The organism is Mycobacterium sp. DL (assembly GCF_039729195.1).
Taxonomy (GTDB): Bacteria; Actinomycetota; Actinomycetes; order Mycobacteriales; family Mycobacteriaceae; genus Mycobacterium; species Mycobacterium hippocampi_A.
The window spans coordinates 3,091,810-3,114,018 of the sequence record NZ_CP155796.1; the positions used below are offsets into that span (position 1 = coordinate 3,091,810).

Sequence of the window (22,209 nt, forward strand, 5' to 3'; positions counted from 1 at the left end):
TTCGTTCCCGCCCAACGCGATTGCCGTCATCGGCATGGCAGGGCGGTTCCCGGGAGCGAACTCGGTGTCGGCCTTCTGGCGCAATCTGCGCGGCGGCGTGGAGTCGATCGTCGACATCTCCGAAGATGATCTGCTCGCCGCCGGAGTGAGCGAGCGCGCGCTGGCCAACCGGTCCTACGTGCGGCGCGCGGCGCTGATGTCGGGCATCGAGGAGTTCGACGCGGAGTTCTTCGGTTTCACGCCGTACGCGGCACGGATGCTCGACCCGCAGCACCGACTGTTCCTGCAGACCACGTTCCACGCTCTCGAGGACGCCGGCTACGACCCGGCCGACCTCGAGGCGACCGTCGGCGTCTTCGGAACCAGTTCTGCCAGTGGCTATCTGCTGCACAACCTGATGTCCAACTACGACCCGATGATGGTCATCGGCCAGGGTGCGAGCTACGAGATGGTGAACCTGTCGTTGCAGAACGACAAGGACCATCTGGCCACCCGGGTGGCCCATCAGTTCGACTTCCGCGGCCCCGCCCTGTCGGTGGCAACGGCATGCTCGTCGTCGCTGGTCGCCGTGCACCTGGCATGCCAGTCGATCCTCAACGGGGAGTGCGACATCGCCCTGGCCGGAGGCTCGTCGCTGCGGGTCCCGCACAACGTCGGGTACTGGTACGAGCAGGGCGCCATGGTCTCGCCGACCGGACACTGCAGGCCCTTCGACGTCCGCTCCGACGGCACCATCTTCGGAAGCGGCGTCGGTGTCGTGGTGCTCAAGGCACTGCAGGACGCGATCGACGACGGCGACCACATCCACGCGGTGATCCGCGGGTCGGCGCTCAACAACGACGGTGCGACGAAGATGACGTACGCCGCGCCCAACGCGATGGGCCAGGCCGAGGTCATCGCCGAGGCACATGCGGTGGCCGAGGTCGACGCATCGACGATCGGCTACGTCGAGAGCCACGGCACCGGTACCCCGCTGGGCGACCCGATCGAGATCGAGGGCCTGCGGCAGGCGTTCGACCTTGCCGAGGAAACCCGCAGCGACCCGTGCTACATCGGGTCGGTCAAGTCCAACATCGGCCATCTGGAGACCGCCGCGGGCATCGCGGGTCTGATCAAGGCCATCCTGTGTCTCGAGCACAAGGCGATCCCGGCCACGCTGCACTACACCAGCCCGAACCCCGAGCTGCACATCGACCGCGGGCCATTCCGGGTACGCAGTGCCGACGGGCCGTGGGAGACTGACGGCATCCGGCGCGCCGGCGTCAGCTCGTTCGGCGTGGGCGGCACCAACGCCCACATCGTCCTCGAGGAGGCACCGGCCGCGCGTTCCGCAGCGCAGGCCGGCACCGGACCGCAGGTGCTGGTGCTCTCGGCGAAAACCCAAGAGGCGCTGGCCCAGTCGCGTCAGACCCTGGCCGACGAACTGGCCGTCAACGACGACATCACCCTGTCGGACGCGGCCTACACCCTCACCCGGCGACGCAAGGACCCGATCCGCCTCGCCGCCGTCGTGCACGATCGACAGGACGCGGCGGCGGTGCTCGGCGCCGCCGAAACCGACAGCGTCTTCATCGCTGAAGCCGTCTCCGATGCCGAGACATCCGGCGATCGAGTGGCGTTCCTGTTCCCCGGTCAGGGATCCCAGCACATCGGGATGGCGCGTGGGCTGCATGACAGCGAACCCGTCTTCGCCCGGCACTTCGACGAATGCGCGGCCGCGTTCAGCGACGAGATGGGCTACGACCTCCGTGCCGAGATCTTCGACGGGGTCGGGCGCAACCTCGAGCACACCGACCGCGCCCAACCCGCACTCTTCACCGTCGAGTACGCGCTGGCCAAGCTGATCCAGTCCTACGGTGTCGAGCCCTCGATCATGGCGGGGCACAGCATCGGTGAGTACCCGGCGGCCACCCTCGCGGGCGTGTTCGACCTCGACACCGCCGTCAAGGTGGTCTCGATGCGTGCGCGGTTGATGCACGCCGCGCCACGCGGCGTCATGGTGGCTGTGCCCCTGAGCCCACAGGCGGTCGCCGAACACCTCACCCCTGACGTCGATCTCGCGACGATCAACGACCCGGGCAGCAGTGTGGTGGCGGGCAGCGAAGAGGCCATCCGGGCGTTCCAGGCCGGTCTCGCCGAGAAGGGCATCGTGGCCCGCCGGGTCCGGACGTCGCATGCGTTCCACTCGCGTCTGATGGATCCGGTGGTCGCGGAGTTCACGACGTTCCTGTCCGGGATGACGTTGCGGGAGCCGCAGATCCCGTTGCTGTCCAACATCACCGGCACCACGATGTCGGCCGCAGAAGCGACCAACCCGGGGACCTGGGCGCGCCAGATCCGGGCCACCGTCCGCTTCGCCGACGAACTCGACATGCTGCTGGCCCACCCGGACCGGGTGCTCGTGGAGGTCGGCCCCGGCGGCACGCTCACGTCCTCGGCGGGCCGTCACCCACGGAGTGGGCCACGGCACCGCGCCGTGCGACTGATGCGCCATCAGGCCCAGAACCGCAGCGATCACGACACGTTCCTGCTCGCACTCGGTCAGCTGTGGGCGGCGGGTGTGGACGTCGACTGGCACCAGGGTGCGACCGAAGCCCCGGCGTTGGTGTCGCTGCCCGGTTACCCGTTCCAGCGCCAGCGGCACTGGGTAGAGCACAACGCCAGCGCCGCCTGGCTGGCCGGCGGGGGCGCTCCCGGGGTGCCGGTCGCAGGCACCGGAGCCACCACAGCTCCGGCGACCGCCGGCGGCAAGTCGGGGGTCGAGACCGCGCTGCTGCGCATCTGGTCACAGTGCCTGGGTCTGTCCGACATCGACCGCACCGCCAACTTCTTCGAACTCGGTGGAGACTCGCTCATCGCGATCAGCGTGGCGATGACCGCGGGCCACGAAGGACTCGACCTGACCCCGCAGGATCTCTACGAGAACCAGACGGTGGCGGCTCTGGCCAAGGTGCTGACCGCCCGCTACGCCGAGGGCGGACTGGGCCGTCCGTCGCTCGACGATGCCACCAATCCGCCGTTGCCTCCGAACGTGGCGTACTTCCTCGAGCACGGACTGCGCGACGTCGGTCGCTGGCGTACCCCGGTGATCCTGCACCTGCGATCCGACGTCGCAGAAGAGGACGTGCGGGCGGTGCTCACCGCCGTCACCGGCGTCCACGACGCGTTGCGGGTGCACATCACAGAACGCGGCGGTACCTGGGACCAGCACATCGCCGAGGCGGGGGAGTTCACCGAACTGGTCACCCGGGCCGTGCCCGACGGTGTCGAGCCGGGGAGTCCACAGGAACGCGAGGCGGTCCAGGCGATCCTCGACGAGCAGATCCGTGAACATCAGCTGTTGAGCTCTCCGCTGACGGCGACGTTCGTCCGAGGTACCGGGGGCGGGTCCGGTTACCTGGCGCTCGGTGTGCACGGGATCGCCGGTGACGACGTGTCCAGGGACGTGTTGCTCACCGACATCTTCACCGCGTTCAACCAGCGGATGGCGGGCGAGGACATCGTGCTCGCTCCGGTCGCCACGTCCTGGCGTGAGTGGTCCCAGCGCTGTGCGGGTCTGGCCAGCCATCCCGCGGTCCTCGACAGCCGTGACTACTGGTTGGAGACGGCGAAGAAGTCCACGCTCAGCGTGGCGGGACCGGAGGCGGCGCAACCGCCGGGGGCCGACGACCTGGTGCGGTTGTCCACCACGCTGTCGTCCGCCGACACCGGAGAGGTCGACGACGCACGCCGGCGGCTGCGCCTGCCGGTCGAGGAGATCCTGTTGGCCGCGCTGGGACGCACCGTCGCGGCCGCCGTCGGCGAGGGCACCGTGGCTGTCGACCTGGGCGGTCGCGGCCGCTCGGTGCTCAAGCCGGAGGTCGATCTGCAGCGCACCGCGGGCTGGTTCACCACGATCCATCCTGTCGCGCTGGCCGCCGCCTCGGCTGCCCAGACCAGCGCCAAGCAGTTGCTCGACGACGTGCGGGACACTCTCAAGGCCGTGCCGCACTACGGGATCGGCTACGGTCTGCTGCGCTACATGTACGCACCGACCGCGAGGGTGCTCGGCGCGACCCGTCCCGCCGACATCCTGTTCTCCCACATCGGGACCATTCCCGACGCGCCCGTCGATCAGCCCGCTGAGGCGCCGGTGCGGTTCGACTCGGACACGGCGATGCCGATCCGCGATGTCCTGCCCGGCCTCGGTCACGCTCTGGAGCTGCGGGTGTTCCGGACTGCAGGTGTGCTGCACCTGGATTGGTGGTACGACAGTCGCCGACTGGGTCCGACCGATGTGGAATCCTTTGCCCGGCAGTACTCGGCTGCGCTCCTGGACATCGTCAGGGACGCGTTGGCCGAGGAGGACGTCGATTCCGCAGACGGCGAGCTGGCTCTGGTCGACTTGTCATGACGGAGACCGGGCGTGATCAGGCAGGAGGAGCGCATGGTCAGCTCTGACAAGGCGGTGATCGTCGCCGGCATCAAGAAGTCCTTCGGTGACGTCGCGGCTCTACGCGACGTCAGTTTCGAGGTGGAACGCGGCGAGGTACTCGGTCTGCTGGGCCCCAACGGCGCAGGGAAGACGACGACGGTGAACATACTGTCGACGCTGATCACGCCCGACAGCGGACGGGCGTTGATCGCCGGGCACGACGTGGTCGGTGATCCCGCAGGGGTGCGACGCTCGCTGATGCTGACCGGTCAGCACGTCGCTCTCGACGACCTGCTGACGGGTCGGGAGAACCTGCTGATGTTCGGCCGCCTGCAGGGCCTGAAGAAGAAGGTGGCCAAAGAGCGGGCGCAGGAGCTACTCGAGCAGTTCGACCTGGTCGACGCCGGCGACCGCGCGGTGGGCAACTACTCCGGCGGGATGAAGCGCCGCATCGACATCGCGTGCGGGTTGGTCGTCCGCCCCGAGGTGGTGTTCCTCGACGAACCGACCACCGGTCTGGATCCGCGCAGCCGACAGGCCATCTGGGAGCTGGTCACCGACTTCAAGGAGGCCGGTATCGCGACGCTGCTCACGACGCAGTACCTCGAGGAAGCCGATCTGCTCAGCGACCGCATCATCGTGATCGACAAGGGCACCGTGATCGCCGAGGGCACCGCCGACCAGCTCAAGGAGCGCACCGGCGGTACCTACTGCGAGATCGTGCCGCGTCATCTGCACGACATCCCCGCGATGGCCGCGGTGTTGGGCGACATGCTGCCCGACACCTTCCGGGCCACGCTCACCGAGACCTCGGACCGCATCTCGATGCCGGCGCCCGACGGCCCCAAGACGCTGATGGAGGCACTGCACCGACTCGGCGAGGCGGACATCGAGCTGATGGACATCGCGTTGCGCAGGCCGTCGCTCGACGAGGTGTTCCTGGCGCTGACCGGTGCGGATTCCGACGGAGCTCCGAGCACGGCCGAGGCCGCGGACGCGTACGCGTGATGGACCAGACCGCCATCCCGCACGCCGCCAGGCCGGGCGTGTCGACCGTTCAGCAGTGGTGGGTGCTGACGATCCGGATGATCATCCCGACCCTGCGCAACGGCGAACTGCCGACGCAGATCATCGGTTCGATCGTCTTCACCGTCGGCTACTACCTGCCGCTGAAGGAGTTGATGGGCTCGGTTCAGCCGCTGAGCAGCTACGCCCAGTACCTGACTCCGCTGATCGTGCTCCAGGCGGTCTGGTTCGCCGCGATATCGGCGGCGTTCCGGTCGGCCACCGATTCGGTGCAGGGCATCAACCGGCGATTCCGCGCGATGCCGATCGCGACGCAGACCCCGTTCGTCTCGCGTATGACCGCAAGCATGTACCGCTGCTGCGTGGCGTTGACGGTGTCGGTGATCTGTGGCCACGTCATCGGCTTCCGCTTCCACAACGGCATCCTGTACGCCATCGGGTTCATGGGGCTGGCCCTGCTCATCGGTGCCGCGCTAGCGGTCATCGGTGATCTGATCGGGATCGCCACCCAGAACCCCGAGGCCACCGCGCCGCTGATGCTGCTGCCCCAGCTGACATTGGGTTTGGCGTGCGTCGGACTCCAGCCCGTCGAGCGGTTCCCGGACTGGATCCAGGGATTCGTCCGCAATCAGCCGCTGTCTCAATGGGTGTACGGACTGCAAGCACTGGCTGGGGACAGCACCGACGCCGCACCCGAGGTGTCGTGGTCGGTCCTGGCTCCGGGGCTGGCCTGGGCTGTCGGATCGATCGTGGTGGCGATGACGCTGCACGCCGTGGTGAGCAGGAGGCGCCGCCAGTGACCGCCCCGCCGGCCTCGACCCAGGCCCCCCATCGGCCCGGTGGCCGTCACCGGATGGCGAGGATCTGGGAGAACTCACCCCGCCGACTGGTACCGCAGACATGGGTTCTCACCGCACGGATCCTGCGCCGTTGGAGTAGAGACCCCGCCACGCTGGTGCAGTCGCTGGTCATGCCCGCCGGATTCCTGGTGGCCCTCGACATCGTGCTGGGCGAGGGCATCGAGCAGGTCACCGGGCGCAGCGGTTTGTACGGTCAGGTGCCGCTGGTGGCCTTGGTCGGCGGGATGACGGGCGCCATCATCGGCGCGATCGGCACCATGCGGGAGCGGGATGCGGGGTTGCTATCAAGATTCTGGGTGGTGCCGGTCCACCGTGGAGCAGGCCTCATCGCCAGGTTGTCAGCCGACGCGATCCGCATCGTGGTGATCACTCTGGCCGTCATGTTGGTCGGTATGGCCTTGGGCTTTCGCTTCGAGCAGGGCATACCGGCGGCCATCCTGTGGGTGTTCATGCCGGCTTTGTTCGGGGTCACGCTTTCGGCAGCTGTACTCACGCTAGCCTTGCATTCGTCAAGCACGCTTGTGCCGCAGGCGACGGACATTTTGATCGCGATACTGATGTTTTTCTGCATCGGATTCGTCCCGCTGGACCAGTATCCGGACTGGCTGCAACCCTTCGTCGAGCATCAGCCTGTGAGCTATACCATCAAAGCGATGCAGGGTTTGTCGATCGATGGCCCTATAGCCGAACCCGTCATGTTCACCGTGTTGTGGTCGATCGGCATCGCGGCCGCGTGCGCGCTGCCGCTGGTCTTCGGATATCGCAAGGCCAGCAAGCGTGGCTGAAAACATCAACGTTCAGGGAGTCTAAGTTTATGTTTCCTTCGTCGGGCATTCGGAAGCTGGCGCGAAGCGAGGAGATGTTCGCCGAGACGCACAACTTCGTCGGGCTGGCCGCGCACGCCGACGGACTCATCGACGCCGACGCGATGTCCGATGCGTTCGACCTGCTACTGCAGGCGCATCCGGTGCTCGGCGGCCATCTCGAGCAGTTGCCGGACGGTAAATGGGAGATCGTGCTGGACGATCTGATGCACGCCGGCATCGAGGTGGTGGAACTCGACGGTGATGCCGCGGCCCCGCCGCTGATCTTCGACCAGACCGCCTCGCTGGTGCACTTCCGCCTGACGATCCGGGACGGCCAAGCGCAGCCGACCTTGTACATCCACCACAGCCTGGCCGACGGTCACCACCAGTTCAGCCTGATCGAGGAGTTGTTCTCGACCTACACCGATCTGGTCACCACCGGCTCCTCCCGGCCGGTCACCGTCCATTCGGCACCGGAACCACTCGAGGTCATCCTGGCCAACCGGGGTGTGGAGAAGAAGACACGATCCGGACTGGAGCGCCTGCTGGCGGCGATGTTCGTCTACGACCTGCCCCCGTCCCGACGTGCGCCGTCGGAGGACAACCCCGTTCTGCCGCAGCGTGTCCCGATGGAGTTCTGCACGCTCACCGAACAGGACACCGAGAACATCATCGGGTTCTGCCAGGCCCACAAACTCGGCTTGAACAGCCTTCTGTCGGCCGCCGTACTGATGGCCGAGTGGAACCTGCGCAAGACGCCCAACATCCCGGTGCCCTACGTCTACCCGGTCGACCTCCGCTACCTGCTGTCACCGCCGGTGTCGGCCACCGAGGCGACCAACCCGGTTGGTATCGCCACCTACCTCGCGGAGATCACCGACGGCAGTGACGTCGTCGCTCTCGCCCGCGACATCAACGACACCTTCAAGAAGGACATTGCCGAGGGCGTGATCCAGCAGAGCTTCCTGCATTTCAGTCCGCAGTATGTGGGCAACCCGCCCGGTCTTCCCGACGTGGTGATGTTCACCGACAACGGCATCGTGCCGCCACTGCGAACCCCGCCCGAGATGAAACTCACCGCCAGTCACGGCGAGTTCTACTTCGCAGTGGGCGCCGGAATCGAGATCTACACCAGCAAGATCTTCAACGGACAGCTGATGATCGAATACCACTCACACGGCCCCGAACCCGAGAAGTCAGTCGCCGCAATCGAAGCCCAGTTGCGCAGCATCGCCGACAACCATGCCGCCGCCGGTGTCGGTTAGGCGCTCAGCGGGGTCCGAACGCGAAACGGTGGTACTGCAGCGCCCTGTTCAGCGGTGGGATCAGACGCACCGCGCGCTTCGCCGCCTGCAGCCCCTTGGGCGCCCTGCTGTACGTGCTGGCACTGAAAAATGTTGCGGCAGCCAGCAATCGGATGTCAGGAAGCTTGGCGAGGATCTCCTGGGGGCTGTTCACAGCCCAGTACAGAGTCGAACCCGATGTGCGGACCAGGGATTGGGACTTCTGCGACTTGATCGCCAGCCAGTTGAAAAAGTCGATCTGCAGCTCTCCGGCGCCGAACCGATCGATGAACTTCCGCAGCAGTGCGATGCCCTCGTCTTCGGTCAGATACATGCTGATGCCCTCGGCGATCAGCAACGTCGGCCGGTCGGCGGGGATCTGATCGAGCCAGTTCGGCTCGGTCGCGGGCGTGGCGATGAGCTGGTAGTTGGGCCGGGTCGGATAGATCTGCTCCCGCAGCGCGATCACTTGCGGGAAATCGACGTCATACCACCGCACGTCGGCGCCGGGATCAATCCGGAACACCCGGCAGTCCAGCCCGCATCCCAGGTGCACGACGGTGCACTCCTTGTTCGCCGCGAGGAACTCGCGCACCCAGATGTCGTACTGGGCGGTGCGTACGGTGAACAGCGGCGCCCACTTCGGCGTGATCTCGAGCTCGCGCCAATCGAAGTCGAGCTTGGCGATCGCTTCCTTGGCGAACCGGTCGCCGAGGATGGGTCGGTCGAAGTCGGCGTCGAGAGCCTTCAGGTAGAGGGTCGACAGCATCGTCTTCGCCGGACCGCTGAGATTGACGGAAACTTTGTTGGCCACGTATGTGAGGCTAAGGGCAAAGGTCTCGGCTCGGCACGCCGGGGCAGAGTTCATCTCAGATTCGACGTTCATCTCAGATTCGACAGGGAAGAGGAGTTCGCACCATGACGGAAGCCCCCGACGACAGGCCTCCGCGGGTTCTGCTGCTGTACTACAGCTACACAGGGCAGTCGCAGAAGGTCCTCGAGGCTGCCGGGGAGGTATTCGAAGAGCGCGGGTACGACGTGACGACCGCGCCGATCGAATTCACCGATCCGCGGTACGCCGAACGGTTCTCCCGCTTCCCGATGCGCAAGGTGTGGCCCGAGTTCCTCGGAATGCTGCCGGCCCAGACGTTCCAGCGCACCGGCGACATCCGGACCCCCGATGCGGTACGCACCGGCGACTACGACCTGATCTGCATCGGATCACCCACGTGGTGGAGCACGGTGTCGATGCCGCTGCGATCGTTCCTCAAGTCCCACGAGGCGCGGAACGTGCTGGACGGCAAGCGCTTCGCGGTGTTCGTGGTCTGCCGCCGCAAGTGGCGCGGCAACCTCTCCGGAGTACGCAAGCTCGCCGAGAAGAAGGGCGGGCGGTACGTCGACGGCATCCACTTCACCTATCCCGGTAGTGAGCTGGCATCGATGCTGTCGCTGACCAGCTATCTGGGATCGGGGGAGTACAAGGAACGCTCCCTGGGCGTCAAACTGCCGCCCACCAACATCAGCGCCGAACAACTCGAGGAATCCCGGCGGTTCGCCGCTCGCGTCGCGGACAAGGTGTTCGGCAAGCGGGGCCGCTAGCCGTGCCGCGATCGTTTGACGTGACCATCGAGACGTCGGCGCCCGTTGCCCATGTGTTCTCCGCCTTCGGCCAGCGGGACTATTGGCTGGCCAGGCTCGCCGCGTACGGCGGCGACTCGATGACCCTAAACGCACTGGAATCCGGATCCGACGGCACCGTCGTCGTGCGCACCACCCAGGACATCCGTCAGGACATGCTGCCCGGCGGGATCGCCAGGATGCTCCCGGGTGACACGAAGATCATGCGGACCGAATCGTGGCGGCCTGCCGACGGCGGCGGCGAGGTGCACGGCGAGTTCACCATCTCCGCCCACGGAGTGCCGAGTTCCGGTGCGGGCACCATGATCCTCGAACCCATCGGGGCCGGCTCATCGCTTCGGGTACGCGGAACTCTGGAGGTCCGGATCCCGTTGGTCGGCGGGCGGATCGAGCGCTTCGTTGCGGACCTGATAGCCAAGGAGGTGCCGCAGATGCAGCGGTTCACCGCCGATTGGATCTCAGGGAAGGCCTGACCATGCCCGAACCCATCCCGACGACCGCGGAAGCCCTTGCGCGGCTGGATATGCCGCTGGTCGAGGCGATGATGACCCAGCGCGCGATTCGTCGCGTCCTTCCCGACCCGGTCGACGACGAGATCGTGCTCAAATGCCTGGAGTTGGCGCTGCGCGCTCCGACCGGCGCCAACGGGCAGAACTGGGAGTTCATCGTCGTCAAAGACCCCCGCGTCAAGAAGAAACTTGCTCGCCGCTACCGGCTGGCCTGGAAGGTCTTCCACCGCACGTCGATCCGGGACATCGCGTCCTACGACGAGGAGATGGCCAAGAGCGTGCGCGCCATCCAGTGGCAGGTCGACCACTTCACCGAGATTCCGGTGCTGATCGTGGCGTGCTTGAAACTGACCGCCAGGGAGGGTCGCGTGCCGTACGCGCCCATGCCACATGCGGCGGCGTCGGCGTTCTTCGGATCGATCTATCCGAGCGTGCAGAATCTGTTGCTGGCAGCGCGGTCCATGGGCCTGGGTGCCTCGCTGATCACGTTGCCGCTGTGGAACCTGACGTCGGCGAGGCGGGTCCTCAAGCTGCCGACGTCGGTCACCCCGTGCGCCGTGATACCCCTGGGTTGGCCGCGCGGCCGGTACGGCCCGACGACCCGCAGACCGGTCGACGAAGTGGTGCATCTGGACGGCTATGGCAACCGGGCATGGTTCGCGACGAGCCGCCGGTGACACGGCTATGCCGCTTCCATTTGGCCACGCAAACGGACGGATCGGCGCCGTGGAATCTGTTCGAACGGGTCAGGCGAAAGCATTCTCGGGGATGCGATCGAACCGGACACCGCGTGCACCGACGCATCCCCGCAGGTGGGCACGCGAGTCCACAGATGATCATTCAACACATCTGTCGCGACTTCGGGTCGAGGTGATCAGAGCATCCACATTCGTCAGCAACATGGGTCGCAGGACCTTAAGTACTATTCGGGAGGCGGCAGCGAAGCTGACGAGGGGACGGAACCCGATAGGTGGAGGCAGTAGTGGTAGTTCGAATAGACAATACGGCCAGTAGAATCCCCGCGTGAGCAGAGATCGGTTGGACGCCGTAGTTGTCGGGGCAGGATTTGGCGGGATGGGCGCAGCGATCCAACTCAACCGCCTGGGCTACGACAATATCGCCATCCTCGACCGAGAAGATGGTCTCGGCGGCACCTGGCATGTAAATCGGTATCCAGGTTTGACCGTCGACGTCCCGTCGACGACCTATTCGTACTGGTTCGAGCCCAATCCCAATTGGTCGCGACTGTACGCACCGGGTGCGGAATTGAAGCAGTATGCAGACCACGTCGCCGATAAGTACGACGTGCGCAGGTACATGCGGTTCAACACCACAGTCGAGGGGGCGCGCTGGGACGAAGATACCGACACCTGGATCATCTCCCTGGCCCGTGGCGAGACGCTTCATGCGCAGTTCCTCGTGTTGGCCACGGGATATCTCTGCCAACCAAAGGTGCCGGACATTCCCGGTATCGAATCGTTCGAGGGGCACGTTATCCACGCAGCGAAGTGGGACGAGGATTACTCGATGAAAGGCCGCCGCGCAGCGATCATCGGTACCGGCTCAACGGGTGTGCAACTGATTCCCGCGCTGGCAGACGACCTGGCTGAACTGACGGTATACCAGCGGACACCCATCTGGGTCATGCCGAAGTTCGACTTCGGCTTCTCCCCGACAATGCAACGCTTTCTAGCCAGAGTACCTGCAGCACAACGTCTTCTGCGGCTGTCCAGTGACTTGTTCATGGATCTCATGGTGACCGTGGCGATGTGGAAATTTCGACAGTTCCGGCCCGTGAACACGGCCGCGGCAAAGATCGGTGCGCTGCATCGGTTTCTGTCTGTCCGGGACCGCGAGTTGCGTTCTAAACTCACCCCCGATTACGACTTCGGGTGCAAGCGGCCCACACTGTCGAACAAGTACTACCCGACGTTCAATAAAGCGCACGTGCATCTCGAGACGGCCGGTATCGAACGAATCGAGCGGGATTGCATCGTCTCGACAGACGGGACCATACGCACGATTGATACCCTGATCCTGGCCACTGGCTTCGATGTGTGGGAGTCCAATCTGCCCGCGATCGAGGTGATCGGCCGGGACGGCCGCAATCTTGGCAAGTGGTGGCGAGAGAACAAATTCCAGGCTTACGAAGGCCTAACGGTACCTCGGTTCCCCAACATGCTCACTCAAGCCAGTCCGTATGCGTGGGTGGGTATGTCCTGGTTTGACACAGTCGAATATCAAATGCGTCACATGCATCGACTCTTCGGTGAATTGCAGAATAGAGGCGGCAGCACCTTCGAAGTGACCGAAGAAGCGAATGCCAGATTCCTGCAGCGGATGCTTGACCTGCTCGACGACTCAGTCTTCCGACTCGGTAACTGTGCAACATCGCGGTCATACTGGTTCAACAAATCCGGTGAAGCCCCCCTCTTCAGACCGACGTCGATTCGCAGCGCCGTGAAAGAGCAGGATCGCTTCCCACTCAGTGACTATGCCATCGCCTAGGCAGCCCACCACGGCGGCGTGGCAGCAGAATCGAACCACCAGCTGAAGGGAACTACATGGCAACCGAGACGACCGAACCGGTTCATCTGCCACCGGGGCCACGCTGGCCGAAGCTCATTCAGGGTGGCGTGGTTTTGGCTCTGCGGTATCAGTCAGTCGCGGCGCTTGGGCGCAAGTACGGGTCGTCGTTCACCCTCAGCTTGCCAGCCCTCGGACACGCGGTCGTAGTGAGCGATCCCGTTCTCGTCAAGGACCTATTCAGCACCAGCCGGGATCTAATCGGGCGCCCCAAGCAGAACTTGGGAAAGGAAGTTCTCGGTGAGGGCTCGATTTTCAATCTCGAAGGCGACGCACTGCAGGCCCGCCGGAAGATCCTGCTTCCGCCGTTTCACGGCAAGAGTATGCGTACTTACGAGCGCATCACCGAAGAAGAAGTGGCCCGCGAAATCGCGACATGGCAGGAGGGGGTCGAGTTCAGCACACTGGAACCGATGACCCGGATCACCCTGAACACGATTCTGCGTGCAATCTTCGGCGCCGAAGGGCCCGCGCTGGACAAGCTGCGTGTGCTGATCCCCGCGGCGGTCAACTTCGGATCTCGCCTGGCGTTGGCCCCAGCCGTGGTAAAACGTGACTTCGGCCCTTGGAGCCCGGGTGGCCGCTTCGCCCATTTCAAGCGTGAGGTAGATGATGTCATCTTCACGCTGATGAACGACGCGCGGTCAGATCCGCACTTCGAGGAACGCGCAGATGTCTTGTCGCTGCTCTTGCAGGCCCGCTACGAGAACGGCGAACCGCTGTCCGATCGGCATATCGCCGACGAGCTGCTGACCGAACTCGTGGCCGGACACGAGACGACATCGACTCAGCTGGCGTGGGCCCTCGAACGTATTCGTCGGCACCCGGCGGTGTTGAAACGCTTGGCCGACGAGGTCGATTCCGGCGGGTCAGATTACATGATGGCCGTGCTCGCTGAGGTGCAACGCACTCGACCAGTGCTGACGGCAGCGCTGCGTAGGACAAGAAAGCGAATCAAGTTGGGGGAGTGGGTGATTCCAGAGGACACTATCGTTATGGCTAGCACTCAACTCGCGATGGCAGCGGAACAGAGCTTCCCGGACGCGGCGACGTTCAAGCCTGAACGGTTTGTTGACCAGGCACCCAATCCGTTCGCCTGGATTCCATTCGGCGGGGGGATGATGCGCTGCATCGGAGCATCGTTCGCCACCATGGAGATGGATGTCACCCTGCGAACAATCTTGCGCGAATTCCGACTCGAACCGACTGATGCTCCCGACGAGCGGATCCACACACGCGGTGTCACTGTCGCCCCTGGCCGCGGCGGCCGACTGGTTGTACACCGACGTGGCGCCGAGACTGCGGGCGATGCCAGCGCGGCGCCGAGTCATAGGCACACTGCTACCTAGGTCGCACGCCAGATCCATTTCTGCTTAGGCGGTTACGGCTTTCCGGGATGTTCATATGCGGCGGGCCGATCAACCGCGACACCGCTGCCGAAAGCGATCAAGAGCCGTTGTCCTGAACGGAGTCGTCACCGGATTCGCGGTCGGTGTCCAGCGACCCGGTCGAACTCACTGACACGTCACTCGACGCGTCACGTTGCTTTTCTGACCGTCGCGTCAGAGCTCTGCGGGAGGAATCGTCGGATTCCGAACTTTCGGCGTCGGCATCGCGCTTGTGAAAGGAAGTCACCGACTGCCGACCGACGACCGGTTCGCCGCCCTCCTCGTCGGACAATCCTGTCATCTCCCTGGTCTGCCCAGCCAGCTCACTGGACTCGACGGAGTTGGCCAGTTCGGCCGGTTTAGTCGGTTCGGCTGATTCAGTCGGTTCGGCCGGTTCCGCAGGTGCGGCTGGCCCCACGGGTTCAGTCGGCCCGGCGGGTTCAGTCGGTTCTGCCGGCTCCGCGGGTTCAGTCGGCTCCGCGGGTCCAGTCGGTTCTCCCGGCTCCGCGGGCTCAGTCGGCTCGGCGGGGGGGTTCGGCTCGGCCGGGTCGCTCGGACCGACTGGTTTCGGCAGATAGTCGCGGTTGTAACCACGTTCGATGATCTCTTTCAAGGGGCCATTGAGCTCATCGGCCAGTTTGCCGAATCCGAGCATCCGCAGTGGACGGAGTAACGGCAGTTGCTCGGTGGGTACAAACACGTACGTCGTTTTACCTTCTGTCCAAACGATATTCGCGGGGTCGTTGATGTCGACACTTTCATAGTCAGTGTGAATCGAACCGAAGCCTGCGATTGCGTTCGCCATTGCGAGTAGGTTGAATTCGCCGTTCGGGTAGTCGGAACCGAAGTCGTACTGGCGGGAGATATCGATGACCCGATACTGCGTCTCGGGCATCACGTACCCTGACCTCGCGTTCGAACCACCGTAGCGCCTGTCGCCGTTGGCAATGATCACAAAGAGCAACTCGTCCGCGGGGGGTGCGTCTTCTGCCGCGGCGTACTTGCGCATCCAAGCCGAGATCACCTGGCCGCCTTGGCTGTAACCGTAGACAATCTTTAGGCCAGACGTCTCCTGCAACTTCTGGTTGAGCGGGTCGGCGCCCGATGGATAGAACACCGAGGGATACCTAACAGCCTCACATGTGTTGGGACTCTGACACACGACGCCTTGCAGGTCGTCGTGGTTGCTGCCGGGAACGATTCCCAGGGTCAAGACGGTGGCCGGTCCAGGCAAGGCAACCACCTCTGCTGCAGCAGAAGCACCCGGGGTGGCGAGCAAGCAGAGCGACGCCGCCACGGCGACAGCCCCTGCCTGAGCCCGCGGCTTCGTTCCGCTTCGAGATTTCATTTGCTATACCCCCTGGTATGTGACCGTCGGTGGCCTCGTGGACCGATCCACAGCGTACTCGATTGATCGATCGAAACAGCGGTTTAGAGGGCGGGACTTCGCAGGTAACAGCTTTGTCATTTTTGACGACGGTGCAGCTTCAGCGAACTACAGACTCAACCTCTGCCGACCGGGCCGCGGCAGTTGCTGCGGTTGCCGCGACAGTTTCACTTTTGCGCAACACAGCCGAATACCTCCGGCAGGCATACCGACAGCAGCAAATGCGCAGCGGTGCTGATACCGCAAACATCGACAGCCATCGGCCGAGACTCGCAAGGGCCACTGTGACGGACACGATGGCGCGCCAGAGAATGACGAGCGCACCCCCGAATTCACGGGCTGCGATTCGCTGTGGCACGTAGGAAATTTGCGCAGTGCGTTTGAGTTTGGCGTGGTATCGGTTCTCTCACAGAGACTTCCAACCCTCCCGCAGCACAAGTGCCTGTGCAAGGGAACGGGCTCGTGACCATACATTGTCGCTCGCAGCCGCCTAAATCCGAGATGCAGGGACTCTCCGGATTGGTACGACCATCTCCATCACTAGTTGGACCCACCAGATGCGACCACCGGTTGACCGACATCTGACGCCCTCGTGCTGCAAAATCCCCACTTACGGAAGCAACTAAGACGAATATTCCCTTCAATGTCGTGGCTGATCGCCGCCGTCTCCCAGATCGAGTGCGCTCCACGTCTGCGCTTTGGTTCTTGAATCTTCGGACCGTCGAGTTTGCCAGGCCGAGTCGGCGCGTGTCGGAAACTGTCAATCGGTTTGTGGCGATGAGTCCTCGCTGCGCAATATGCGAATACACGTTGTATGTTCAACGCCGGGCTGTATTCTCATCCCCACCAACGAGCTGGCAACTCTGTTAGCTGAGCGCAGTCACAGATCGGGGATTCCAGTGTGCGAGTTTGGAGCTCATATCCGCCCTTCGTCGCTACGCAAAAGCTCCTCAGTAGGTCTCAGATCCATGGCGGCCAGCCGGCGACGGCAGCCGTAAGAGGCGTGATTTTAATGCGTACGGGCGCTAACGGCCCGACGCCCTCCCCGGTAAGCGCATGTGCGACAGCGAAGGAGTCGGAGTGAACAGGCTGAAGAAGGGTGCCGTTACAGTAGCCGCACTTCCCATGGTGTTGGCGGGTCCGCTCCTTGCCGGGCCGCCAACGATCGCCGAGGCCGCTACCGGAACGTTGGTCGGACTGTTTGGCTCTGCGCCGAAGTTCAGTTCGGTCAACAACTCCGGTTCTTCGGTATGCCCGTGCCGAAACATTGCCTACGACTTCTGGCCGGGTCAGGCCGGCATCGCCGACGGCGTGTCCGCGCTGGATCATTGGATTGACACCACTTGGGGCTATAAGTCGGTGGTGGCTTTTTCGAAGGGCACGCACTCGGTGCTGGGGTGGATTCGTGAGAACGCGGACGACAGGGACGCGCATTCCGTTCGTTTCCTACTGTTGGGATCACCGGAAACGCCGGGAAACAACTATCCCTACGAAGGCCACAAAGGCGGTTCGGGACTCCCGGAGACAGGAGATTACGACAACGTCACCTTTGTGGTGCGCCAGTACGACGGTGTTGCCGATGCCCCATGGGACAAGTTCAATCTGCTGGCGTTGTTGAACGCGTCATTCAGCACTCACCTCAGTGGCTATGACGAGTTGGACCTGGACAACCCGGATGCGGTGTTTGTCGATCCGGTGACGGGGGCCAGCACCCTCTACTTCCGTACGGACGTCCTACCGATCCTTGCCCCGATCGACTGGCTGACCACCGACGAAACGATGGCACAGCTCGATGCACTACTTCGACCACTTATCGAAGCCGCTTATCGACGGCCTGTGACCATCCCCGACGCCTCCGCTCCGCTCAGCGTGCAAGCGACGACGGTGTTTTCGTCCTCGACCGTAATCAGCGAGATCCCCGAGGGCGAGACGGTCGCTACGCCCGCCCCAGACGACACGACCGCCAGCGATACCGCCGCCCATCTGCCGCCCTCCGGTGGAGCTTCCGACAACACAGTTCGTGAACTCTCGAACGCCGTCTCCGAGTCCGATTCAGCGGCCGAGGGCGAACCTGCAGCAGATCCCAGCAAGACTGATCTCAACGTCGAACCTGTAACAGGTCCCGCACTCACCCAGGAACTCCCCGAGGTGAAGGACGAGGAAGGAGAAGACTTCGCGCCCCCGGAGGACAGCTATAGCGATGGTTCGGAGACCTCGGAGAAGCCGCAGGCAGAAGCGGGGTCTGACACACCGCAGGCGGCGCCGTCCGACAGTTACTCTCCGCCGAAAGATTCCGACAGTGGTGCGGGATCGGCGCCCCCTAGGACGTTGCATCCCAAGCACCGCGCGCCTTTAAATGGGAGCAAGATCGACAGTGCGCGAAGCGCTGGCAGATCCGCAGATGGCCCTGGGTCGTCGCAGTCAAATGCCGACGCGTCTCAGTCGACCGACTGACTCGACAGGTTCGAGGAAGGACAATCGTCGGAATCGTTGATTCGTAGGGCTTCCCGGCGATCGTGGTTCGACGCGTGCCTGAAGCACGCGTGCGCGATCCCGGTATCCTTCGGCAATGTCTTCGAGTGTTTCGGGAAAAGTAGTGCTGATCACTGGCGGTGCCTCGGGCATAGGTGCGGCGTTGGCAACAAAGCTGGCCGAGCAGCGTGCCGTCGTATGGATCGCGGATCGCCAGGCCGCCATGGGCGAAGAGCTAGCAGCACGATTGACTTCGTCCGGAGCGGCAGCGCACGCGCTTGAACTCGACGTCCGGGACTCTGCGGCATTTGAGGAGGCTGTTGCCAAAGTAGTCGAGACTTATGGGCGCATCGACTATCTGTTCAACAACGCCGGCATCGGCATCGGCGGTGAGATCGACACATTCACTGTCGATGATTGGAACAACATCATCGACGTGAATCTGCGCGGCGTCATCAACGGGATTCAGGCGGCATATCCAATCATGATCAGACAGGGGTCCGGACATATCGTCAACACCGCGTCCATGGCTGGCCTGATCACCATGACTGCCCAAGCGGGCTACTCGGCGACTAAACACGCTGTGATCGCGCTGTCCAACACACTGCGACTGGAGGCCGAGCGCTATGGAATTCAGGTATCTGTGCTGTGCCCAGGAGTGGTTCGCACCCCCATCCTGACCGGAGGCCGCTACGGGTACAACACGACGGTCAGCCCTGAGAACATGCTCAAGCTAGGTGAGAGGCTGCGGCCGGCATCACCGGATCAGTTCGCAGAGCGCGCGCTGCCTGAAGTGACGCGCGGCCGCTGGATCATCGTCGTGCCGCGATTCTGGAAGGCTCTTTGGTACCTGGAACGGCTGTCACCCAGACTTTCGATGCTCCTTGCCAAGGAGTCCCTAAAGCGCACTCGTGCCTTGGCACCCGGAAACGGCTGATCGTAACAGAATCAGCCGGCTTACTCACCATCGCTTGATCTTTCGCGTTCATGGCGATGCTCTCACGGCTACGGCGGGTGTCGTCTACGAGGTATCGTTGCCGGTCACGTGCCCGCCGGTCACCTCATCGGCATTTCGAGAAGGAACGGCCCGTTCGGCGAAGAATCGGCATCGCACACGGACGATCCTCAAGTTGTCGGGCAAGCCATTCACCGCGCCTGATATTGCTGCGCTACGCGCAAACCCGAGAAAATCCCTGCGATCGGCGTGCCGGAAGTGTACCGAATGTAACGATTGCATGGATTACTCAGCTCACAGCACGTCGTCGTTGTGATATACAGTGTCGGGAACTAGACACACTCGGACGTCACGAAGGTCTCTAGCAACTTTTGTTCGACACAAATTTACTCATCAGTAAACATGCAGATCAGTTGAGAGGGGCCGAGTAATGCGTCCAGTTCTTAAGCCGCTGGCAATGGGCAGCGCAGCACTTGTGGGCGCGAGTTTGATCGTCGCCGCACCAGCGACGCCGGCGTTGACCCCGCCCCTTCCAGAGGAAGCCAAGGCACAGTTCAGCGATGTGGCGGTACGGCTTGCCGCTAACTCGATCGCCAACATCCCGACAAACCTCTACCGCATTCTGATGGACTCCCAAAAGAACCAGCTGGATGGACTCAACGCGGCTTCGGAATCGCTGGAGGGCTCCGGAAACTGGTGGATCTACACCCCCACAAACGTCCTGGGGTGGGACCACATGGACTACGCAAAGGCGATTGGTTTCACCAAGCTGTTCACGCCGATACCCGAGGTCGCGCAAGCACAGGCCGACCAGCTGAACGCAATCATGTCGCGCAATTTTCCGATGACACAGAATTGTACGGGCACTCCGGGCCCGTGCGCGGATCCTTTCTACTTCACCGCCTACTTCACCACGCCCCCGTGGGAAGCCCTCTTCGGCTACGAGTACACGTTTGGGGATGTGTTCAACACCCTCGACCCGTCGATCGAGATGCCCTGGTCCAATCAGACTGTCACGTACGATCCCTTCGGCCCGGGGAAGGCTCTGTGGGAGGCGCTGACCAAGGATCCCGTAGAGGGATGGGCGCCAGAGCGGACCTATCTGCTGGATCAGATGGAAGCCAGCGAGAGATTCTGGAAGGCGGTCTACAACTCGTTCAACCCCTTCGTTGAAGGCACCTACTGCCTGCCCTGCCAACTCCTCGGCGTGAAGGGTGCGCCGAGTTCGCTTCCGGTCGCGAGCATCTTCGGCAACTTCTACACCTACCTCGACTTCGGGCAGGAGTTCACCGACCAAGATTGGGTAGGACCCCATCCTGAGGTCCCGAAGCCCCCCACCGTCAAGACGCTCTCGCTGTGGACACCGGAGGCGTGGGAGCGTATCGGTCGGGACGCGGAGGTTTATTTCAACTGGGTCTTCAAGGGCGGGCCGATGCCGCAAACCGAGTTGGAGGAGCCCAGTGTTTATCCGGAGGTTCCGGATAACACCCCACCCATTCCGCAGGGGCTGGCGGCAGACTTGCCGCCAAAAGTGATCTCTGTGAAGGGGACCGAGCTATGGCCAATCGATGATGCTCTGAATGGATCGGTCTGCGACGGCAGTCTGGGCGATTGCGAAAATCTGGAGTACATCCGGTTCCTTCAAGAATTCAGCATCAGAAATGGTCTGCAGCAGCTCACCGCCGCTCTCGCCGATCCAGGGTCGGGGCCTGCGACGGTCTTCGGTTACTCGGAGGGATCGGTTATCGCGTCGCGGTGGCTGAGTAACTACTCGAAGGCACTCGCGAAAGCACAGGCTGAGGGCGGTCCGACCGCTGATGTCGAAGGCAGCCCGGACCGTGACGACCTTCACTTCATTCTGACCGGCAACCCGAACCGGAAGTACGGCGGAACGCGCCCCGCGTGGTACATCGAGCGGGCCACGCCTAGCGACACCAAATACACAGTTCTGGACGTGGCCAGGGAGTATGACGGTGCTGCCGATTGGCCGGACGATCCGTTCAATCTCCTCGCCGTTGCGAACGCCATCTCCGGATACTTCGTCGTGCACCCTTACTACGATGAAGTAGATCTGGAGAACGACGAGAAGACGGTGTTCCAGGAAGGCAACACCACTTACGTCCTGGTGCGGACCGAGAACCTGCCCATGCTGCAAAGTCTGCGAGCGATCGGGCTGAATGACTTTGCTGACGAGCTCCAGAGTTATCTGAAGCCAATCATCGATAGGGCATACGATCGCGATTATCCTGGTGTCATCGCTGATCCGGATGCTGCTCAAGAAGCGGTTGACAGGGCCAAAGCCGGCCTACCGCCGGAAGAGGCCACCGCAGATACCCTCACCCTCGTGGCAAACAACGAGGATGCCAGCGCCGATAGTTCTGACGACACCAAGAAGGTGACGGAAACGGCTGAGCGGAAAACCAATTCCCTGTTCTCCCTTGATTTGCCGAAGGATTTGGAGAACGAGTCGGACGAAGTCTCGACATCCTCCGAGGTCGACGGAACCCTCGGAGATTACGACGAGGGAGAGCCAGGAGGGGAACAGTCGCCCGAGGAGCCCACGACCGAAACCGGGACCGAAGGCGATTCGACGGACGGATCGGAAGAGTCGGAGACCGCCGAGACCCCCCGCAAGCGCTTTGCAGACCCGTTCAAGCCGTTCGGTTCTTCTAAGCAACGAGTCCTCGACTCTACGGAGTCGACGAAGGGGGAGTCTGTCGGAGGCGAGACCACCAAAAACAACGCCGACACCTCGAAGTCACCGAGCAACGACCCGAAGGGTTCCAACTCGGACAGCAAATCCTCAGAGCGGGACTCCAAGAAGGACTCCAACTCGGACAGCAAATCCTCAGAGCGGGACTCCAAGAGAGACGCGGCTTAAGTAA

15 protein-coding genes are annotated in these 22,209 nt (G+C 63.3%); 13 read left to right on the forward strand and 2 right to left on the reverse strand.

Translation table 11 applies throughout. The annotated features are described in order from the left end of the window. The first annotated feature begins 34 nt into the window (after positions 1-34). The 5 genes from ABDC78_RS14700 to ABDC78_RS14720 all read left to right on the forward strand — a co-directional run bounded on the left by ABDC78_RS14700 (position 35) and on the right by ABDC78_RS14720 (position 8,371). Complete coding sequence (locus ABDC78_RS14700) at positions 35-4,393, forward strand: type I polyketide synthase (RefSeq protein WP_178357387.1); 4,359 nt, start codon at positions 35-37, stop codon at positions 4,391-4,393. 33 nt (positions 4,394-4,426) lie between these two features. Beyond that, positions 4,427-5,422 (forward strand): ATP-binding cassette domain-containing protein, encoded by a 996-nt coding sequence (locus tag ABDC78_RS14705; protein ID WP_178357295.1) that lies wholly within the window; start codon positions 4,427-4,429, stop codon positions 5,420-5,422. Then, the gene (locus ABDC78_RS14710; RefSeq protein ID WP_178357294.1) at positions 5,422-6,240 is read left to right on the forward strand and encodes an ABC transporter permease; all 819 of its coding nucleotides are present in this window, start codon (positions 5,422-5,424) and stop codon (positions 6,238-6,240) included. The genes ABDC78_RS14705 and ABDC78_RS14710 overlap by 1 nt, the downstream gene beginning before the upstream one ends. A gap of 155 nt (positions 6,241-6,395) precedes the next feature. Further along, positions 6,396-7,085, forward strand: a complete 690-nt coding sequence (locus ABDC78_RS14715) for an ABC transporter permease (RefSeq protein WP_347133470.1) — start codon at positions 6,396-6,398, stop codon at positions 7,083-7,085. Between the two features lie 29 nt (positions 7,086-7,114). Next, positions 7,115-8,371 (forward strand): phthiocerol/phthiodiolone dimycocerosyl transferase, encoded by a 1,257-nt coding sequence (locus ABDC78_RS14720; RefSeq protein ID WP_178357293.1) that lies wholly within the window; start codon positions 7,115-7,117, stop codon positions 8,369-8,371. Between the two features lie 4 nt (positions 8,372-8,375). On the opposite strand, the gene ABDC78_RS14725 is transcribed toward ABDC78_RS14720, so the two are convergent. Then, positions 8,376-9,203, reverse strand: coding sequence for a class I SAM-dependent methyltransferase (locus ABDC78_RS14725; protein WP_178357292.1), 828 nt, complete (start codon positions 9,201-9,203; stop codon positions 8,376-8,378). 104 nt (positions 9,204-9,307) lie between these two features. Here ABDC78_RS14725 and ABDC78_RS14730 point away from each other — a divergent pair, with 104 nt between their 5' ends. From ABDC78_RS14730 to ABDC78_RS14750, 5 genes are all read left to right on the forward strand, one after another. After that, the gene (locus ABDC78_RS14730) at positions 9,308-9,988 is read left to right on the forward strand and encodes a flavodoxin family protein (RefSeq protein ID WP_178357291.1); all 681 of its coding nucleotides are present in this window, start codon (positions 9,308-9,310) and stop codon (positions 9,986-9,988) included. A gap of 20 nt (positions 9,989-10,008) precedes the next feature. Beyond that, a complete protein-coding gene (locus ABDC78_RS14735) occupies positions 10,009-10,500 on the forward strand; it encodes a DUF2505 domain-containing protein (RefSeq protein WP_347133471.1) in 492 nt (163 codons plus the stop codon). 2 nt (positions 10,501-10,502) lie between these two features. Continuing rightward, positions 10,503-11,213 carry a nitroreductase family protein gene (locus ABDC78_RS14740; protein WP_178357289.1) on the forward strand — a complete coding sequence of 237 codons (711 nt, stop codon included), beginning with the start codon at positions 10,503-10,505 and terminating at the stop codon, positions 11,211-11,213. A gap of 346 nt (positions 11,214-11,559) precedes the next feature. After that, positions 11,560-13,044, forward strand: coding sequence for an NAD(P)/FAD-dependent oxidoreductase (locus ABDC78_RS14745; protein ID WP_178357288.1), 1,485 nt, complete (start codon positions 11,560-11,562; stop codon positions 13,042-13,044). Between the two features lie 56 nt (positions 13,045-13,100). Next, positions 13,101-14,471: a cytochrome P450 gene (locus tag ABDC78_RS14750; RefSeq protein ID WP_178357287.1), complete on the forward strand. Its 1,371-nt coding sequence runs from the start codon at positions 13,101-13,103 to the stop codon at positions 14,469-14,471. A gap of 97 nt (positions 14,472-14,568) precedes the next feature. Here the strand turns inward: ABDC78_RS14750 and ABDC78_RS14755 are convergent, their stop codons facing one another. Continuing rightward, on the reverse strand, positions 14,569-15,807 hold the full coding sequence (locus tag ABDC78_RS14755) for a PE-PPE domain-containing protein (protein ID WP_178357286.1): 1,239 nt from the start codon (positions 15,805-15,807) through the stop codon (positions 14,569-14,571). A 1,170-nt stretch (positions 15,808-16,977) separates the two neighbouring features. Here ABDC78_RS14755 and ABDC78_RS14760 point away from each other — a divergent pair. The 3 genes from ABDC78_RS14760 (at position 16,978) to ABDC78_RS14770 (ending at position 22,205) form a co-directional block, all read left to right on the forward strand. Continuing rightward, entirely contained in the window at positions 16,978-18,351 is a 1,374-nt protein-coding gene (locus ABDC78_RS14760) for a PE-PPE domain-containing protein (RefSeq protein ID WP_178357285.1), read from the forward strand. Between the two features lie 115 nt (positions 18,352-18,466). Then, positions 18,467-19,306: an SDR family oxidoreductase gene (locus ABDC78_RS14765; RefSeq protein ID WP_178357284.1), complete on the forward strand. Its 840-nt coding sequence runs from the start codon at positions 18,467-18,469 to the stop codon at positions 19,304-19,306. Between the two features lie 475 nt (positions 19,307-19,781). Continuing rightward, on the forward strand, positions 19,782-22,205 hold the full coding sequence (locus ABDC78_RS14770) for a PE-PPE domain-containing protein (protein WP_178357283.1): 2,424 nt from the start codon (positions 19,782-19,784) through the stop codon (positions 22,203-22,205). Positions 22,206-22,209 lie beyond the last annotated feature (4 nt).

What these genes read in the sequence shown, in the direction of transcription:
- ABDC78_RS14730 (WP_178357291.1), top strand. Translation starts at nt 9,308, where the DNA reads ATGACGGAAGCCCCCGACGACAGGCCTCCGCGGGTTCTGCTGCTGTAC.
- ABDC78_RS14740 (WP_178357289.1), top strand. Translation starts at nt 10,503, where the DNA reads ATGCCCGAACCCATCCCGACGACCGCGGAAGCCCTTGCGCGGCTGGAT.
- ABDC78_RS14765 (WP_178357284.1), top strand. Translation starts at nt 18,467, where the DNA reads ATGTCTTCGAGTGTTTCGGGAAAAGTAGTGCTGATCACTGGCGGTGCC.
- ABDC78_RS14705 (WP_178357295.1), top strand. Translation starts at nt 4,427, where the DNA reads ATGGTCAGCTCTGACAAGGCGGTGATCGTCGCCGGCATCAAGAAGTCC.
- ABDC78_RS14720 (WP_178357293.1), top strand. Translation starts at nt 7,115, where the DNA reads ATGTTTCCTTCGTCGGGCATTCGGAAGCTGGCGCGAAGCGAGGAGATG.
- ABDC78_RS14710 (WP_178357294.1), top strand. Translation starts at nt 5,422, where the DNA reads ATGGACCAGACCGCCATCCCGCACGCCGCCAGGCCGGGCGTGTCGACC.
- ABDC78_RS14770 (WP_178357283.1), top strand. Translation starts at nt 19,782, where the DNA reads ATGGGCAGCGCAGCACTTGTGGGCGCGAGTTTGATCGTCGCCGCACCA.
- ABDC78_RS14750 (WP_178357287.1), top strand. Translation starts at nt 13,101, where the DNA reads ATGGCAACCGAGACGACCGAACCGGTTCATCTGCCACCGGGGCCACGC.
- ABDC78_RS14700 (WP_178357387.1), top strand. Translation starts at nt 35, where the DNA reads ATGGCAGGGCGGTTCCCGGGAGCGAACTCGGTGTCGGCCTTCTGGCGC.